Source organism: Mesorhizobium sp. WSM4841 (assembly GCF_055811515.1).
In genome coordinates this window covers 1-16,596 of the sequence record NZ_JBVVQC010000044.1, presented here as the reverse complement: position 1 = coordinate 16,596, position 16,596 = coordinate 1, and the positions used below count along the sequence as shown (strand labels likewise).

General features: G+C 62.4%; 17 protein-coding genes. 8 read left to right on the top strand and 9 right to left on the bottom strand.

Annotation, left to right across the window (positions count from 1 at the left end):
* The first annotated feature begins 50 nt into the window (after positions 1–50).
* Both AC0L14_RS31725 and AC0L14_RS31720 read left to right on the top strand, forming a co-directional pair.
* Complete coding sequence (locus AC0L14_RS31725; protein ID WP_473751867.1) at positions 51–2,768, top strand: DUF4118 domain-containing protein; 2,718 nt, start codon at positions 51–53, stop codon at positions 2,766–2,768.
* Positions 2,765–3,463, top strand: coding sequence for a response regulator transcription factor (locus AC0L14_RS31720; protein ID WP_473751865.1), 699 nt, complete (start codon positions 2,765–2,767; stop codon positions 3,461–3,463). Before AC0L14_RS31725 ends, AC0L14_RS31720 begins: the two co-directional genes overlap by 4 nt.
* A gap of 25 nt (positions 3,464–3,488) precedes the next feature.
* Here AC0L14_RS31720 and AC0L14_RS31715 read toward each other — a convergent pair whose 3' ends face one another.
* On the bottom strand, positions 3,489–3,809 hold the full coding sequence (locus tag AC0L14_RS31715; protein ID WP_473751863.1) for a hypothetical protein: 321 nt from the start codon (positions 3,807–3,809) through the stop codon (positions 3,489–3,491).
* Positions 3,810–4,264: 455 nt separating this feature from the next.
* Between AC0L14_RS31715 and AC0L14_RS31710 the strand changes: the two genes are divergently transcribed.
* Together AC0L14_RS31710 and AC0L14_RS31705 are read left to right on the top strand one after the other, a co-directional pair.
* Positions 4,265–4,564: a hypothetical protein gene (locus AC0L14_RS31710; protein WP_473527306.1), complete on the top strand. Its 300-nt coding sequence runs from the start codon at positions 4,265–4,267 to the stop codon at positions 4,562–4,564.
* 123 nt (positions 4,565–4,687) lie between these two features.
* Entirely contained in the window at positions 4,688–5,197 is a 510-nt protein-coding gene (locus tag AC0L14_RS31705; protein ID WP_473751861.1) for an NUDIX hydrolase, read from the top strand.
* On the opposite strand, the gene AC0L14_RS31700 is transcribed toward AC0L14_RS31705, so the two are convergent.
* The 5 genes from AC0L14_RS31700 to AC0L14_RS31680 all read right to left on the bottom strand — a co-directional run bounded on the left by AC0L14_RS31700 (position 5,173) and on the right by AC0L14_RS31680 (position 10,410).
* Positions 5,173–6,024, bottom strand: a complete 852-nt coding sequence (locus AC0L14_RS31700) for a citryl-CoA lyase (protein ID WP_473751859.1) — start codon at positions 6,022–6,024, stop codon at positions 5,173–5,175. The two genes, AC0L14_RS31705 and AC0L14_RS31700, sit on opposite strands and share 25 nt — an antisense overlap.
* Before the next feature lie 13 nt (positions 6,025–6,037).
* Positions 6,038–7,222, bottom strand: coding sequence for a CaiB/BaiF CoA transferase family protein (locus AC0L14_RS31695; protein WP_473751878.1), 1,185 nt, complete (start codon positions 7,220–7,222; stop codon positions 6,038–6,040).
* Between the two features lie 15 nt (positions 7,223–7,237).
* Positions 7,238–8,761, bottom strand: a complete 1,524-nt coding sequence (locus tag AC0L14_RS31690) for a tripartite tricarboxylate transporter permease (RefSeq protein WP_473751857.1) — start codon at positions 8,759–8,761, stop codon at positions 7,238–7,240.
* Between the two features lie 4 nt (positions 8,762–8,765).
* The gene (locus AC0L14_RS31685) at positions 8,766–9,302 is read right to left on the bottom strand and encodes a tripartite tricarboxylate transporter TctB family protein (protein WP_473751855.1); all 537 of its coding nucleotides are present in this window, start codon (positions 9,300–9,302) and stop codon (positions 8,766–8,768) included.
* A gap of 130 nt (positions 9,303–9,432) precedes the next feature.
* Positions 9,433–10,410 (bottom strand): Bug family tripartite tricarboxylate transporter substrate binding protein, encoded by a 978-nt coding sequence (locus AC0L14_RS31680; protein ID WP_095496841.1) that lies wholly within the window; start codon positions 10,408–10,410, stop codon positions 9,433–9,435.
* Positions 10,411–10,614: 204 nt separating this feature from the next.
* On the opposite strand from AC0L14_RS31680, the gene AC0L14_RS31675 reads away from it, so the two are divergent.
* Entirely contained in the window at positions 10,615–11,388 is a 774-nt protein-coding gene (locus AC0L14_RS31675) for an IclR family transcriptional regulator (protein ID WP_095496906.1), read from the top strand.
* 50 nt (positions 11,389–11,438) lie between these two features.
* Here AC0L14_RS31675 and AC0L14_RS31670 read toward each other — a convergent pair whose 3' ends face one another.
* Positions 11,439–11,978, bottom strand: a complete 540-nt coding sequence (locus AC0L14_RS31670; protein ID WP_473751853.1) for a GNAT family N-acetyltransferase — start codon at positions 11,976–11,978, stop codon at positions 11,439–11,441.
* A gap of 243 nt (positions 11,979–12,221) precedes the next feature.
* Between AC0L14_RS31670 and AC0L14_RS31665 the strand changes: the two genes are divergently transcribed.
* Complete coding sequence (locus AC0L14_RS31665; RefSeq protein WP_473751851.1) at positions 12,222–12,677, top strand: DUF2214 family protein; 456 nt, start codon at positions 12,222–12,224, stop codon at positions 12,675–12,677.
* On the opposite strand, the gene nth is transcribed toward AC0L14_RS31665, so the two are convergent.
* Positions 12,671–13,474 carry an endonuclease III gene (gene nth / locus AC0L14_RS31660; RefSeq protein ID WP_473751849.1) on the bottom strand — a complete coding sequence of 268 codons (804 nt, stop codon included), beginning with the start codon at positions 13,472–13,474 and terminating at the stop codon, positions 12,671–12,673. The genes AC0L14_RS31665 and nth overlap by 7 nt on opposite strands.
* Before the next feature lie 22 nt (positions 13,475–13,496).
* Here nth and AC0L14_RS31655 point away from each other — a divergent pair, with 22 nt between their 5' ends.
* Positions 13,497–13,991 (top strand): DUF2244 domain-containing protein, encoded by a 495-nt coding sequence (locus tag AC0L14_RS31655; protein ID WP_473527311.1) that lies wholly within the window; start codon positions 13,497–13,499, stop codon positions 13,989–13,991.
* A 568-nt stretch (positions 13,992–14,559) separates the two neighbouring features.
* Here AC0L14_RS31655 and AC0L14_RS31650 read toward each other — a convergent pair.
* Entirely contained in the window at positions 14,560–15,375 is an 816-nt protein-coding gene (locus AC0L14_RS31650; RefSeq protein WP_473488032.1) for a class I SAM-dependent methyltransferase, read from the bottom strand.
* 113 nt (positions 15,376–15,488) lie between these two features.
* Between AC0L14_RS31650 and AC0L14_RS31645 the strand changes: the two genes are divergently transcribed.
* The gene (locus AC0L14_RS31645; protein ID WP_473751847.1) at positions 15,489–16,367 is read left to right on the top strand and encodes a methylated-DNA--[protein]-cysteine S-methyltransferase; all 879 of its coding nucleotides are present in this window, start codon (positions 15,489–15,491) and stop codon (positions 16,365–16,367) included.
* Positions 16,368–16,596 lie beyond the last annotated feature (229 nt).

Below are 16,596 nucleotides of genomic sequence, written 5' to 3'. Positions count from 1 at the left end.
GGTGGTCCGGGGATCGACACCATCCCCGACGCCATTCATGATCGATTTTGATGCCGGACGACAGCCGCAACGAAACCAGACCCTCACCCGACGCGCTGCTTGATCATGCGGAGCGGGAGGCGCGAGGTCGTCTGCGGATATTCCTGGGCGCAGCACCCGGTGTCGGCAAGACCTATGAAATGCTGATGTCGGGCCGTGCAAGATTGGCCGACCGGGTGGACGTGGTGATCGGCGTCGTCGAAACGCACGGCCGCAAGGAAACCCAGGTGCTGGTCGACGGCTATGAGGTGATTCCCCGTCGCCAGGTCGACTACAAGGGGCGCATCCTCGAGGAAATGGACCTCGATGCCATCCTTGCCCGGCGTCCGGCGCTGGTCCTCGTCGACGAGCTTGCCCACACCAACGCGCCGGGCAGCCGCCATCCGAAGCGCTATCTCGACGTTCAGGAAATCCTGTCGCACGGTATCGACGTCTACACGACGCTCAACATCCAGCATGTCGAAAGCCTGAACGATGTCGTGGCGCAGATCACGCGCGTCAGGGTGCGCGAGACGGTTCCAGACTCCATCATCGACCAGGCCGACGACATCGAGATCATCGATCTCACTCCCGACGACCTGATCAAGCGGCTCGAGGAAGGCAAGGTCTATATTCCCAGCACCGCCCAGCGCGCCATCGAGAACTATTTCTCGCCGGGCAATCTGACGGCGCTCAGGGAACTGGCGCTCCGCCGCACCGCCCAGCGCGTCGACGAGCAGTTGCTGATCCACATGCAGGCCCACGCCATACCCGGGCCCTGGGCGGCGGGGGAAAGGGTTCTCGTCTGCGTCGACGCGCGTCCGGGCGGGGCGGCCCGTGTCCGCTATGCGCGGAGATTGGCCGACCGGCTCCGCGCCTCCTGGACGGCGCTTCATGTCGACACCCCTCGTTCAGCCGGGATGTCCGAGGAGGACAAGGATCGGCTAGCGACTCTGCTGCGCCTTGCCGAGCAGCTCGGCGCCGAGGTAACGACCATTCCAGGTCAGAACGTCGCGCAGGACATCGTTCGCCATGCGACCGCGAACAACTTCACCCATATCGTGATCGGCAGGCCGACCCGATCGCGCTGGCGGGAATTGATCGAAGGCTCGCTCACCTATGATCTCATCCGCAATGCCGGCGACATCAGCGTCCATGTCATTTCGGGAAACGACCGCAACGCCGAGGCGACGTCGAGGACCGTCAAGGCAGCGGACGAGCAGTGGCAATTCGAAATCTGGCCCTATCTCAAGGCCACGGCCTATGTTGTTGGCTCGCTCGCCTTCGCCGTCCTTCTCGACCAGTTTCTCGACGTCCGCAATCTGGCGATCATCTTTCTCATCGCGGTCCTGACATCGGCGGTGACCGGCGGTCTCTGGCCAGCTTTGTATGCCTGCCTCATCAGCGCCATTGCCTTCAACTATTTCTTCCTGGAACCACGTTACACGCTGACGATCCAGGATCCGGAGAGCATCGTTGCGCTGGCTGTCTTCCTGGTTGTTGCGGTCATTGCCAGCAATCTGACAGCGAGCGTGCAGCGTCAGGCGGTTGCTGCCCGCTCGCGGGCACGCGCCACGGAAGATATCTATCTCTTCTCGAAGAAGCTCGCCGGCGCTGGCACGCTTGACGACGTGCTCTGGGCGACTGCCTTCCAGATTGCCTCTATGCTGAAATTGCGCGTCGTGCTGCTCTTGCCGGAGAACGGCTCGATCACCGTCAAGGCCGGCTATCCGCCTGACGACACGCTGGCCGAGGCCGACATCGCGGCCGCCCGTTGGGCCTGGGAGCACGATCGCCCCGCGGGCCGCGGCGCCGACACGCTTCCCGGAGCAAGACGCCTGTATCTGCCGTTGCGGACGGGGCGCACCGCCGTCGGCGTCGTCGGCCTCGACAACGACAAGCAAGGCCCGTTGCTGACGCCCGAGCAGAAGCGCCTGCTCGACGCCCTCACCGATCAGGCGGCGGTGGCCATCGAGCGCATCCAGCTTGTCGCCGACGTCGAGCGGGCCAAGCTCGAGGCCGAGGCGGACCGCCTGCGCTCGGCGCTGCTGACCTCGATTTCCCATGACCTGAAAACGCCGCTTGCCGCCATCATGGGCGCCGCCGGCACCTTGCGGGAATTTGCGCCGGCGCTTCCCGAAGCGGACCGGGCGGAGCTGCTGTCGACCGTGCTCGACGAATCGGAACGGCTGAACCGCTTCATCGCCAATTTGCTCGACATGACCAAGATCGAATCCGGTGCGATGGAGCCGAACTACGCATTCCACTATGTCGGCGACATTGTCGGCACCGCCTTGCAGCGGGCCAGGAAAATCATCGGCGAACACAAGACCGAAATGGACATTCCCACGGATCTGCCGATGTTGAGGCTCGACCCCGTCCTGTTCGAGCAAGCGCTGTTCAACCTCCTCGACAACGCCGCCAAATATGCGCCGCCAGCTTCGACGATCCGCCTGCAGGGCTGGGCCGACAATGGTTCCGTCATCCTGCAGATCATGGATGAGGGACCGGGCATTCCGCCAACGGATCTGGAGCGCATTTTCGACACGTTCCACCGGGTGCGCAAGGGCGACCAGGTCCGTGCCGGCACCGGGCTCGGGCTCTCGATCTGCCGTGGCTTCATCGAGGCGATGGGTGGGACGATTTCGGCGGCCAACAGGACCGACCGCTCGGGTGCGGTTTTCACCATCAGGATGCCGGTGCCGGCAGACCAACATGTGGACGACCCCGACATGGATGACTTGCCATGACGAACTCCAATGTCAGGATACTGGTCGTGGATGACGAACCGCCGATCCGCAAGCTGCTCCGCGTCGGCCTGGGCAGCCAGGGCTATGCGATCAGCGAGGCGCCGAATGCCAAGACGGCGATCGAACTGATGGAGACGGAGAAGCCGGACCTGATCCTGCTCGATCTCGGCCTGCCCGGCATGGGCGGCCACGAATTGCTGCGCAAATGGCGGGACGACGGCCTGGATGTTCCCGTGGTCATCCTTTCCAGCCGTACCGACGAGGCCGGCATCGTCTCGGCGCTTGAACTCGGCGCCGACGACTACCTCACCAAGCCTTTCGGCATGAACGAGCTTGTCGCGCGCATCCGCGTGGCGCTCCGCCACAAGTTCCAGCAGCAAGGCGAGAAGCCGGTCTTCCAGACCGGCGATCTCACGGTCGATCTGGTGAAGCGCATCGTCATGATCGAGGGCAGGGAGATAAAGCTCTCGCCGAAGGAATACGACATCCTGCGCATCCTCGTGCAGTACGCGGGCAAGGTTCTCACCCACCAGTTTCTTTTGAAGCAGGTCTGGGGCGATTCGACCGACGTGCAGTATCTCAGGGTCTATGTGCGGCAGCTCAGGCAAAAAATCGAGAAAACGCCCGACCAGCCCCGTTACATCACCACCGAAACCGGCGTCGGATATCGTCTGCGCGAAGTGGACTCGGTTTAATCCGCAGATTGGTCTTGCATCTCAACTACTGTTTAGCCACCCACCAATCCAAAAAACCTGACTTGCGGCCCAAAACCAGGAGCACAATTAAGGTGGCCACCCCTGCATAAAGATTTACGAAATAGGTGATGGTCAGAGTGATGGCGGTTGCCATACCAAAGATAAGCCCGGGCAAGAGCGACCAAGATTTGCCTTTACCTCGCCAGCTCATCACCAGCGTCACGCCCAGACAGACCAAAAAAATGAATGTTGGCGGCCCGAAATCAGACCTCCAAAAATCGCGGAAATAGATTCCACCGGCAATGGCTATGCAACCGGTAAAGAGCCGCAGGGCGAAGTGCTTCATGTATGCCAGATAACAGGCAAATCTTAATGGATCGCGGGGCGGTTTTTTGAGCCGTCAGATGCTACGGAGGAACTGGAGTCAGTCCGCCGAAAGGTCCGCGATTCGAGAAAGCGCGCCTCTGAAGCCGGTCAATGAGATGGGAAAGCTGCCTGTGTCGACCGCAATCGCATTGATTTTCAAAAATGGTGGCGGCCTTGAGCAGCGGCGTGATTTTCGCGTTGAATGCCACAGGCACCAGGCAACCGACGACCTAACAAGTGCTGAACTGCAGGATGCTCTCCAATTTCCTGTCGTCGATCTCGAGATTTATCCCCTTGCCCGGCGCGCATGGGGTCGACGGGCATTGAGTTCGGCAGCTCAACCCGCGAATTCCGCTTCGGCGAGGCTTTAACCATGGCATCACCAGACAAACGCCCTATATGATTGGAGGCTCAGTTTCGCGCGGGAATGGATGGATGTCGCCGCTTCGCCTGTCGACGATCTTGATGTCAGCAACCCTGGCAACAGCGATGCTGTCGGACGCGGCTGTCTCCGCGCAGAACGTCACTCCCGCCAACCGCAACGCGCCGCTGGTCCGGCAAGGCGAATTGCAAATGCTGGAGAACAGGCTGCGGCGGCAGCAATATCAGCAGCAGCAACAGCAGTTCCGTGCCCAGGATCGCGTGGTCGTGCCGCAACGGCCAGATGTGCCGCAGATGGCGCCCACTTGCCAGTTGCAGCGCTCGGGCAGCCGTTTTATCAGGACCTGCCGATGATGAGCCGGCACTTTTAGCCGACTCATATGCTTGAACGCCGCTGTGCTTGAAGCAGCATCAAAACGGTTTTGATTTCGCAACGTGCCTTTATGCTTGGGCACTGCCCTGATTGGATCATCGGGAATGGCAGTCACCAAGAAGAAGGTCGTACGCAAGGCAAGGAAGGGCGAGCGAATCCGTCAGGTCGCGGCTATTCCTTTTCGGCTGGGCGAGCGTGGCGACGTCGAGATGATGCTGGTCACCTCGACATCGACAAGGCGCTTTATCGTGCCCAAGGGCTGGCCGATGAAGGGCAAGAGTGGGCGCAAGGCAGCCACTATCGAAGCGCAGGAGGAAGCCGGCGTCCTCGGCAAAACTCTGAAGCAGCCGGCCGGCACCTATTCCTACTGGAAGCGGCTGACGAACCGCTTCGTCCGCGTCGACGTCACCGTCTATCTGCTGGCGGTGACCGAGGAACTGGCCAACTGGCAGGAAGCCAAAAGGCGGCAGCGGGCATGGCTGACGCCGGAAGACGCTGCAGCGCTTATCGACGAGCCCGATCTTTCAACGCTGCTGAAGAACTTGAAAGTTCCCCAACCAGCGCCCGCTGGCGAACTTGAACCAAGGCCTCATTTGGAGTCGTCCTCTCTCTGAGGGAAAGGCCGCACCGGCGTGCCGGTATAGGCCCACAACCACTCGCGCGGCAGTGGTCCCTTGTTGCGGTCGCTCTGTTGCGACTGTTCCCACGCATGCGCCAATATGCCGACCGAGCGCGAGAGCACGAAAAGGCCGCGTGTCAGCGGCGGCGGAAAGCCGAGCTCGCCATAGATGACGGCGGTGGCGCCGTCGATGTTGAGCGGGATCTTCTTGCCCTTGCGCCGCGCGACCTCGGCCTCAACAGCCTCGGCGATGTCGGCGAAACGTCCGCTGACGACGCCGCGCGCGGCAAAATCGCGGGTCAGCTCGATGAGGCGCGGCGCCCGCGGATCGACCGGGTGGAAGCGGTGCCCGAGCCCTGGCACATAGGATTTTTCCTCGGCGAAGAAACGATCGAGCCGCGCCGCGACGGCATCGGCAAGCGTCACGCCTGCGTCCAGTGCCGCGGCGATGTCGCCGTAGAAGGCAAGCGCCTGTTCACCGGCGCCGCCATGCACGTCGCCAAGCACATTGATGGCTGAGGCCATGGCACTGTTGATGCCGACGCCGCAGGTAGCCGCCATGCGGGCAATGGCGATCGACGGTGCCTGCGGCCCGTGGTCGACGGCCGCCCCCAGCGCGATGCCGAGCAGCGCCGCCTGCTCCTCACCAGGCAGTTCGCCGCGCAGCATCAACCAGATCATCGCCGGAAAGCTGACGCGGCCGATCAGGTCCTGAATCTCATAGCCGCGCAACCGGATCATGCCGGGGCGCATTTCGATGATATCGGTCTGCCACCATTCCTCGCCGCGCTCGCGGCCGGTTTTTTTCCCAACGTTGCTCATGTTCTCGCGTCGCTCATGCCTGCGCTCTTTTCTTGACGCGCGGCGGCAGATCGGCAAACACCTCGTCCATATGCTCGCCCAGCGCCGGCGGCGGCTTGGTCGGCAAGGGTGCCGCACCATCGACCATGAACCCGCCGCGCACGACGGTCAGCGGCCGGTCCATCTTCGGCATGCCATCGAAACGGGTGGTCATGTCGCGCTCGATCACTTGCTGCTCCGCCAGCACCTGCGGGATCGTCAGCACCCTGCCCGCCGGCACGCCTGCGCGATTGAGCGTCTCCTCCCAGGCCGCGGCCGAGCTGTTCGCCAGGGCATCCTCGATCAGTGCCTTCAAGGCGATGCGATTGCGCTTGCGCGTCTCGCGCTCGGCAAAGCGCGGGTCCGAGGCCAGCTCCGGCAGCCCGACCAGCCGGCAGAGCGACACGAACTGCTCCTGCTTGTTGGCGGCGATGTTGAGCAGACCGTCGCCGGTGCGAAACGTACCGGAAGGTGCAGCCGTCATGTTCTCATTGCCCATGGGCTGCGGCTCGACGTCAGCCGTCAGATAGTTGGAGACCGGCCAGCCCAGCGCGGAAAGCGTGCATTCGAGCATCGACACGTCGAGGAAGGCGCCCTCGCCTGTCGTCTTCTGCTTCACGAGTGCCGCGGCGATGGCGAACGCCCCGACCAGCCCGCCCAGCGTGTCGGCGACCGGATAACCGACACGCAGCGGCGCGGTTTCCGGCGTGCCGGTGATGCTCATGATGCCTGAAAGTCCTTGGATGATCTGGTCGTAGGCAGGATTGTCGCGCATCGGCCCGGTCTGGCCGAAGCCCGAAATCGCGCAATAGACAAGGCTGGGGCGGACCTCTTTCAGCTTGGCATAGCCGAGTCCCAGCCGGTCCATTACGCCGGGGCGAAAATTCTCGACCAGCGCGTCGGCGGAGGCGACCAGATCGAGGAAGCGTTCGCGATCGGCCTCTTTCTTGAGATCGAGCACCACCGATCGTTTGCCGGCGTTCTGCGCCAGGAACGAAGCGCCCATGCCAGTGCTGTTGAGTTCCGGCGAACCGCCGAGCTGGCGCGCCAGGTCGCCGCCTTGCGGCGCCTCGACCTTGATCACATCGGCCCCGAGCAGCGCCAGCTGATAGGCGCAGTAGGGGCCAGCCAGAACATTGGTCAGGTCGAGGACGCGGATACCGCTCAGCAGATCGGTCATCATGTTACAGACAGGTCAGGCATCGCCCGGCACATGCTCCGGTCCGCGCAGGCGCCTGCGTTCGATGTAAGCGTAGATATGTGGCCCAATCAGCCCGATGAACGCCAGCGTCAGCAGCGTCAGCGACAGCGGATGCTTGTAGAACACCGACCAGTCGCCGTTCGAGATGGTCATCGCGCGGCGGAACTGCGTTTCGGCGAGCGGCCAGAGGATCATGCCGATGATGACCGGCGCCGTCGGGAAATCGAAGCGCCGCATCAGGAATCCGGCCCCGCCGAGCAGATAGAGGATGACGAGGTCGGTCGGTGACTGCGAAATACCGTAGGTGCCGACCGTAGCGAACACCAGGATGCCGGCATAGAGCTGCGGCGCCGGGATTTTCAGCAGCCGCACCCACAACCCGATTAGCGGCAGGTTGAGAATGACGAGGATGATATTGGCGATGAACAGGCTGGCGATCAGCCCCCAGACCAGATTGGCCTGCGTCATGAACAGCATCGGCCCGGGATTGATGCCATAGCTCTGGAAGGCCGACAGCATGATCGCGGCCGTCGCCGAGGTCGGCAGGCCGAGCGTCAGCATCGGCACCAGCACGCCGGCAGCCGATGCGTTGTTGGCGGCTTCCGGTCCGGCAACGCCTTCGATGGCGCCGACCGTCCCGAACTCCTCCTTGTGTTTGGAGAGCTTCTTCTCGATCGCATAGGACAGGAAGGTCGGGATTTCGGCGCCGCCGGCCGGCAGGGCGCCGATTGGGAAGCCGAGCAGGGCGCCGCGCAGCCAAGCCTTCCACGAGCGTGCCCATTCGGCCGCCGTCATGTAGAGCGAGCCCTTCAGCGGCACGATCTCGTCCTTGCCGGCATAGCGGCGCGAGGCCATGTAGAACGTCTCGCCGACTGCAAAGAGGCCGACGGCGACGACGATCACGTCGACGCCGTCGAGCAATTGGCTCATGCCAAAGGTGAAGCGCGGCTGCCCGGTCTGCAGGTCGACGCCGATCATGCCGATGACGAAGCCGACGAACAGGCTGGTCAGGCCGCGCACCGACGACGAGCCGAGCACCGCCGAAACCGTGATGAAGGCCAGCACCATCAGCGAAAAATATTCGGCCGGGCCGAAAGACAGCGCGAATTTGACCACCACCGGGGCCAGGAAAGCGACGCCCAGCGTGCCGAGTGTGCCGGCGACGAACGAGCCGATCGCCGAAGTGGCGAGTGCCGCGCCGCCGCGGCCGGAACGGGCCATCCTGTTGCCTTCCAGCGCAGTGACGATGGTTGCACTTTCGCCCGGCGTGTTGAGCAGGATCGATGTCGTCGAACCGCCATACATGGCCCCGTAATAGATGCCGGCAAACAGGATGAAGGACGCTTCTGGCGCCACCTGGTAGGTGATCGGCAAAAGCAGCGCGATGGTCAGCGCCGGTCCGAGGCCGGGCAGCACGCCGATCGCTGTCCCCAGCGTCGTGCCGACCAGGCACCACATGAGATTGACCGGCGTAAAAGCGACCGAGAATCCGTGCGCGAGATGGCTGAGCGTTTCCATGGCTTCAGCCTCTCAACATACGGATAATCGAATCGAGACCGGTGTTCAGCTGGTTCTCGATGAAGCCGGCGCCGATATTGACGCCGAGCGCCCTGGCGAAGCCGAAATAGGCGGCAAGCGCCAGGATCAGGCCGAGCAGCACGTCACGCAACGGGTGTCTGCTGCCAAACCCGTGGCAGATGAGAACGAACATGATCACCGAGGCTGCGGTGAAGCCAAGCGGCTGGATCAGAACAAGGTTCGCGACCAGTCCGACGGCGACGATGCCCATGGCCTTCCAGTCGGTCGGCGTTTCCTTTTCCTCTTCCGGTTGCCAGCCGCCCCGCAGCGCGGCGACGATCAACAGGAGGGAAAGGATCGTCATGCCGAACATGGTGATGTAGGGGAAGACGGTCGGGCCGACCTTGGAGTAGAGCGGCGACACCGGGATCGACAGCGTCTGCCAGGCTACTGCGCCGGCGCAGGCGAGAAGCCCGATGCCGATCAGCAATTCGGGCATGGCAAGGCGCGGCCGCGCCGCCTGCTGGTCGCTGGTGCTCATGATCGTCCTCCCTGGATTGGCCGGTCTCCCACAGCCGACCTCACCGCAGTTTCACTCGCGCTGGATCGTATGTCCATGCGGCTGGCGAACATCGGAAAGGGGCAGTGCAGACCGCCCCTGTCCGAGGACATCAGGCAAGGCCGAGGTCCTTGAGGATGGCTGCGATCCGGGTCGTGTCTTCGGCGAGAAATTTCGCATAGTCGTCGCCGGTGAGCAGGATTTGCGTCCAGTTGCGGTTTTTGCATTCGGTGGCCCAGGCATCACTTTTGGCCATGGTCTCGACCAGCGTGATCATCGCCGCCTTGTCGGCGTCGGAAACGCCCGGCGGTGCGAAGACGCCGCGCCAGTTGAACAGTTCGACATCGATGCCGGCTTCCTTCAGCGTCGGTGCATCGATGCCTTCCTGGCGCTTGTCCGCAGAAATGGCAAGCAGCCGAAGCGCGCCTGCCTTGACCTGTTCGGAGAACTCGCCATAGCCGGAGATGCCGGCCGCGACCTGGTTGCCAAGAAGCGCCGACAGTGCCTCGCCGCCGCCAGCGAACGGCACGTAGGAGAGGTTGGCTGCCGGAACACCGGCCGTCTTCGCGATAAGGCCGAACAATATGTGGTCCGAGCCGCCGGCAGAACCGCCAGCCACCGGAACCTTGGTCGGATCGGCCTTGAGGGCGGCGACGAAATCCGCTGCGGTCTTGAACGGCGAGGCCGCTGGCACCACAAGCGCCTCGAATTCGCCGGTGAGGCGGGCGATCGGCGTGACTTCGGTGAGATTGTTGGCCGATTTGTTGGCGATAATGGCGCCAACCATGACCATGCCGGCAACCATCAGCGAATTGCCCTTGCCGTTCCACTGGCTGATGAATTGCGGCAGGCCGACTGTGCCGCCGGCGCCGCCGACATTGGTGATCTGCGAACCGGAGATCAGCTTCTCACTGCGCAGCACCTGATCCATCGTGCGCGCCGTCTGATCCCAGCCGCCGCCGGGCGCTGCCGGCACGAAGATCTGGATCTGCGGCGCATCCTGCGCAAAAGCGGGCGAGAGATGCAACGCTGCGAAACCGGCGGCGCCGGCAGCGGCGGTGCTCATTAAAAATCTGCGTCTGTTCAGCATGGGATTCCTCCAATCACGACACCTCCTCTGGTGCCTGCCAGCAACGTAGCCTGAATTCAGACCCGCTCGACAAAAATTCATGCAGCCTTTGTCTTGTTCTGTCAACAGGAACGGCATTCTACTGGACAGAACTGTCTGCACGCGGCATAGTTGTTCCGATCGGCCCTTCTGTCCAACTGGGAACGGAACGACGTGGTCAAGCAGATGACCGTAACACAATCCAAGCCTGCGTCGACCAACGGTGTTGCCGCGCTCGACCGTGCGATCGCCATCCTCGATGCTTTCGCTACCGCCGACCGGTCGCTCAGCCTGGCCGAAATCGCGGCGCGGACCGGCCTCTACAAGAGCACGATCCTGAGGCTGGCGAACTCATTATTGCGCGGGCAGCTGCTGGAGCGTCTCGACGACGGCCGCTACCGTGTCGGCCCTGCCACCTTCCGGCTGGGTGCCCTATACCAGCGTTCGGTCGTGGCGATCGACATCCTGCTGCCGATCATGCGCGATCTGGCCGAGCGAAGCTGGGAAAGCGTCGCTTTCTATGTCCGCTCGGGCGACGTGCGCACCTGCCTCTATCGTGTCGAGTCCAAGCATCCCATCCGCTACACCATACGGGAAGGCGACGTGCTGCCGTTGCTGGCCGGTACGGGCGGCCGCGTGCTTGCGGCGTTTTCCGGTCAGCAGGGCGAGCCTTACGAGACGATCCGCAAAACCTACCATTGTTTGTCGGTCGGCGATCGCGACCCCGAGACAGCGGGCGTTTCGGCACCAGTGTTCGGGCCGGGGCACACCTTGCTCGGTGCGTTGACGCTGTCAGGCCCGAGCACGCGCGTCGACGCGGCCTTTCTGCAGCGCATGAAAAATCCGCTGATCGAGGCGGCCGCGCGCGCCACCCGCGCTTTCGGCGAAGACGCCTCGATGCTCGAACAGGCGGCCCTAAAAGCCAAAGCGGAAGGCCCGGTGCTGAAGCGGCAGGCCTAGAAAGCCTCGATTCGGCCCGATCGGAACCACAGGATGACAGGCCGCAACCCTCAAGGCTGCCGTTCCAGCAGGATCGTCGCATCGTCGTGATAGGTGGTCCGCAACACTTCGCTGTAGCCGCATTTGGCCGCGACGCTCAGCGAAGCGGTGTTTTCCGGATCGATGATGCAGACAGTCCTTGCGCGCCCGAATGCGTCGTCGCCCCAGGCGAGAACCCGTCCGACGACTTCGCTGGCGAAGCCTTGGCCATGGGCGCTCGGGACCAGCGCCCAACCGGCTTCCGGAACGCCTTCGATCGACGGCACGATGTTGCGCTTCAAATCGTGAAAGCCGGCTTCGCCGATGAAGCGGCCGGTCGCCTTGTCCTCGATCGCCCAAAAGCCATAGCCCAGCAGCGACCACAGGCCGGCATGACGCAGGAAGCGCATCCAGCTTTCCTCCCGCGTGCGCGGCTTGCCGCCGATGAAGCGTGTGACGGCCGGATCGGCCCACATGGCGACATAGGCGTCGAAATCATCGAGCTGGTGTGGCCGCAGCACGGTGCGCGGCGTTTCAATGACGGGAGCGACAAGCGCCTGTGGATTGATCATGTGTCGTGCCTCGGTTGCGTAAATTTGCCTGTGCTTAGTAGCCTGCCCTTGGATTTGACCGGGGGTGCTCGGCGGTTTTGGGGGACAGCGATACGCGACAGAGATCCAAATCGCCTGCACCAGACAAGAGCCAAAGCCTGTGCAGATCATCTTCCAGCCCAATGTGAATCCTGCCCAGCGGTGCTACTTTTCACCAGCAGCTGATTCAGCATCCGCTGTGCCGTCCGACGGAGGGAAAAGGGCATGGATACCACCGATCTTCTGCTTGCCATCTTTCATCATCTGCTGGTGTTTTCATTGGCGGGCATCATCGGCGCCGAATTTGTCCTGATCCGCGGCGATCTGCCCGCCGCGACGCTCCGGCGGCTTGTCGGCATCGATCGCCATTACGGCATCCTCGCCATGCTGATCATCATCGTCGGCATCGGCCGCGTCATCTACGGCCTGAAGGGCTGGGAATTCTACGTCTACAACTGGGTGTTCTGGGCAAAGATGGCGGCCTTCGTCATCGTCGGCCTGCTGTCGATCATTCCGACGGTCCGCTTTGTTTCCTGGAACAGGCAGGCCTCGGCCAACCCCGGTTTTCAAGTGCCGGCGGCGCAACTTGCATCCGTTCGAACTTATGTCCGCGCCGAAGCCTTCATCTTCCTGCTGATCCCGGTCTTCGCCGCGGCGATGGCGCGCGGCTACGGCTACTGAATTTCGCCTACGGGTTCGAGCGGCGCAATTTCGACCAGCGGCGCCGGAATATCATTCGTCTTCTCCTCGGCCTTGCAGATGTCGGCGATGACACAGACCGGACAATCCGGTTTGCGCGCCTTGCAGACGTAGCGGCCATGCAGGATCAGCCAATGATGCGCGTGGCGCATATATTCGTCCGGAATGATCCTCAACAGCCCCTGCTCGACCTGTTCCGGCGTCTTGCCGGGCGCCAGTCCCAGCCGGTTGCCGATGCGGAAGATATGCGTGTCGACCGCCATCGTGTGCTGGCCGAAGGCCATATTAAGCACGACATTGGCGGTCTTGCGCCCGACGCCCGGCAGCTTGACCAATTGATCGCGGTCGTCGGGCACGTCGCCGCCATGGTCGCGGATCAACGCTTCCGACAGCGCAATGACGTTCTTGGCCTTGTTGCGCCAAAGCCCGACGGTGCGGATATAGTCGCCGACCTTGGCCTCGCCGAGCGCCAGCATCTTTTGCGGGGTGTCGGCGACCTTGAACAGCGCCCGCGTTGCCTTGTTGACGCCGACATCGGTCGCCTGTGCCGAAAGCACCACAGCCACCAGCAGCGTGAAGGCGTTGATGTGTTCGAGCTCGCCCTTCGGCTCGGGCCGCTGAACGGAAAAGCGTCGGAAAATCTCGTGCACCTCGGCCGGGCTGTAGCGCGAATGGGACCGCACCGGCCGGGCACGCGGCTTGGCGTTCGAGCCGTCGCGTCGGCCGGGGGGCGGTTCATTTTCGGGTGTAGAGGAATTTTTGGGCTTGGGGCTCGTCATCCCCTTCCTATAATATCCCGTCATGAGCGACACAAACGCCTCATTTCAGGCCGACGAGCCATTCTTCCAGGCGTTGCTGATACCGCATCGGTCGCTGGGCAAAACCGGCTTTGCCATCCTGATGGGCGCTCTGCTGTTCGGCTCGTTGGTGACAGGAGCGTTTTTCCTGTCGCGCGGCGCCTGGCCGGTGTTCGGCTTCCTCGGTCTCGACGTCATCGCCGTCTACATCGCCTTTCGCGCCAATTATCGTGCCGCCCGCGCCCGCGAGGAGGTGTCGGTCTCACGGACCAGCCTCGACATCCGCAAGACCACGCCATCAGGCAAATCGGAAGCGCATCGCTTCAATCCGTTCTGGGCGCGTTTTTCGGTCGCCCGCCACGCCGAGATCGGCATCACCAGGATGACGGTGGAAGCACAAGGCCAGAACGTGCCGATCGGCGGCTTCCTCAATCCCGACGACCGCGAGAGCTTTGCGTCAGCCTTTTCGCGCGCCCTGGCGACCGCCAAAGCGCGCTAGGTTTAGATGACTGGCCGCTTCCAGCCGCCAGCGTAGATAAGCCAAAAAATCAGACCAGCCACCGCGCCCAAGGTCGCGGTAGACAGCACGTCCGATGCCAGCTCCCAATACCCACATAAAGTGCGCGTGCCATTCGCTATGATTCGGCACCCTGTTATCCAGAAGTTGGTCGTCTCATTTTTGGGCAAGAATTCCGGAAAAATATTGAACCACGCTCCTATCGCGGCAGCGAACCCTATCGTTACCCACGTCGAGAAAATTCTAAGCCATCTCAGAAGAATGTAGAGTGGGACCCCAAACAGTATTGCAAAAGACCATGCAAAAATGGTTGCGATCTCAATACCGCCCAAAATTGGCCCGCTAAAACAAGACTTTCACTCAACCCATTGTGAAAAACGACGATGCACAATTCTCGAAGAATCTCGACTGCAACCGCTATTGGAGGGCCAGAAAAAAGGCCGCTGCTGCCCGTGCATCTTGCTTCATTTCTATAGATCCATCTTTCCGACAAATTCGCATTAAGTTCCTTATCGAGCAACGAGGCGCGAAGCGCAGAGGGGAAGTTATTTCAGAATCGATACCGCAACATCCTGCCGATCTTGCGCAGCGGCGGAATATAGCTCCAAAGCCGGATGAGCAGCCTCGCGACCCAGCTCATACGGGCGGCGTGTTCCGGCCGGTAGGCCGAAAGGTCCTCGACCAGTTGCAGGCCGGGCACCTTTTGCTCCAGTTCGTGCGGATCCTCGATGCTCCAATGGACCTCGGCGCCAGTCGCGCGGAAGGATCGATTGAGGCGAATGATCTTCAAGCCAAAGCGGCTATAGGCGTCGAAAACCAATTCGCCGCTCGAAAGATGCGACACAAGCCGCGAAAACAGTCTTGGACCCTCGTCAGCGGCAAGGTAGGGAGTGAGCCCTTCCGCCACGACCATGGCCGGACGATCGCCAGGCACTTCGTCCAGCCAGCCAGGCTCGGTGACTGACGACGCGATCAGGCGGTAATGGTCGCGCGGCGGATAGAGTTTGCGCCTGAGCTCGATGACTTCGGGATAGTCGATATCGAACCAATCCACGCGGGATGGTGGATCGATGCGGAATATCCGCGTGTCGAGCCCGCAGCCGAGATGCAGCACGATCGCTTCGGGATTCCTGGCCAGAAAGGCCGAAACCCAGTCATCCAGCGTCTTGGCCCTGATCGCCAAGCCGACGCCGAGATTGTCGTCGACCTTCAGCCGCGAGAAATCATAGTCGATGCGGCGAACCGCCTCGTCCGCAAAATGATCTTTCAGCAGCGATTGAGGCAACCGGCTCTCCAGTGCCTTGCCATAAATGGTAATCAGCAGCGTCTCCTTCTCCTTGGTGAGATGCACCTTCTCGCCAGCCATCGTCGGCTCCTTCCTCGAAGCCAGATCTATCTGGGTGCACATGACGAGAAGGCAAGTTTCGGGTGGTGATCGCAGCCGCGAAGGACGATATTCACGGTCAAGGAGATAGTCCGATGATCGCACAGACAGCTATTCTGAAGAAAGACATCACACCCGAAGGCGGTGACTACGAAGTTGTTCGGCGCGCGATCGAGAAGATCAGCCTTGACTACCGTGACCAGCCGTCGCTCGAAATACTGGCCGAGGAAGTCGGCGAGACGCCGACCGGCCTGCAGAAGCTCTTCACACGCTGGGCCGGCCTGTCGCCCAAGGCCTTCCTCCAGGCGGTCACGCTCGACCATGCACGCAAACTGCTCGATTCCGGCATGCCGCTGCTCGAGGCTTCTTTCGAGGTCGGCATGTCAGGCCCCGGCCGGTTGCACGACCTTTTCGTCACCCATGAGGCGATGTCGCCGGGCGACTACAAGACGCGCGGCGCCGGGCTGACGATCCGCTACGGCTATCATATCTCGCCCTTCGGCATCGCCCTGATCATGGTCACCGACCGCGGCCTTGCCGGCCTCGCCTTCAGCGATGCCGGCGGCGAGCGTGCGGCCTTTGCCGACATGTCCGGCCGCTGGCCGAACGCAAACTATGTCGAGGACATAGCCGCGACGGCGCCCTATGCCGCGCGCATCTTCGATCCGGCGCTGTGGCGCGCCGACCAGCCGCTGCGCGTCGTCATGATCGGCACCGACTTCCAGGTCCGCGTCTGGGAGGCCCTGCTGCGCATCCCGATGGGCAAGGCCTGCACCTATTCCTCGATCGCCGCCGGCATCGGCGCGCCGAGCGCCAGCCGAGCGGTGGGGGCCGCGGTCGGCGCCAATCCGATGTCCTTCGTGGTGCCGTGTCACCGGGCTCTCGGCAAGTCTGGCGCGCTCACCGGTTACCACTGGGGCCTGACCCGCAAACGCGCCATCCTTGGCTGGGAAGCGGGACAAGTCGGATCTTGATGAAACGCCCATAGATTCGGGCCAGCAGCGCGGGTTCATCTCGCGCGGTCTGGCAAGCAGCGGCCTTACGGAGTAGCTTCCCGCACAATTAGAGCGACGTGCGTCCACTTGGACGCACAAAGTACGCTCTAACACTTTGAATCTGCGCATCGTGCTTTCCGAAAATCGATTGAGGGGGTTTGGTAAACACCACCCGGGCCCGGGCGGGGCCCCCAGGGTCGAGGTGTGG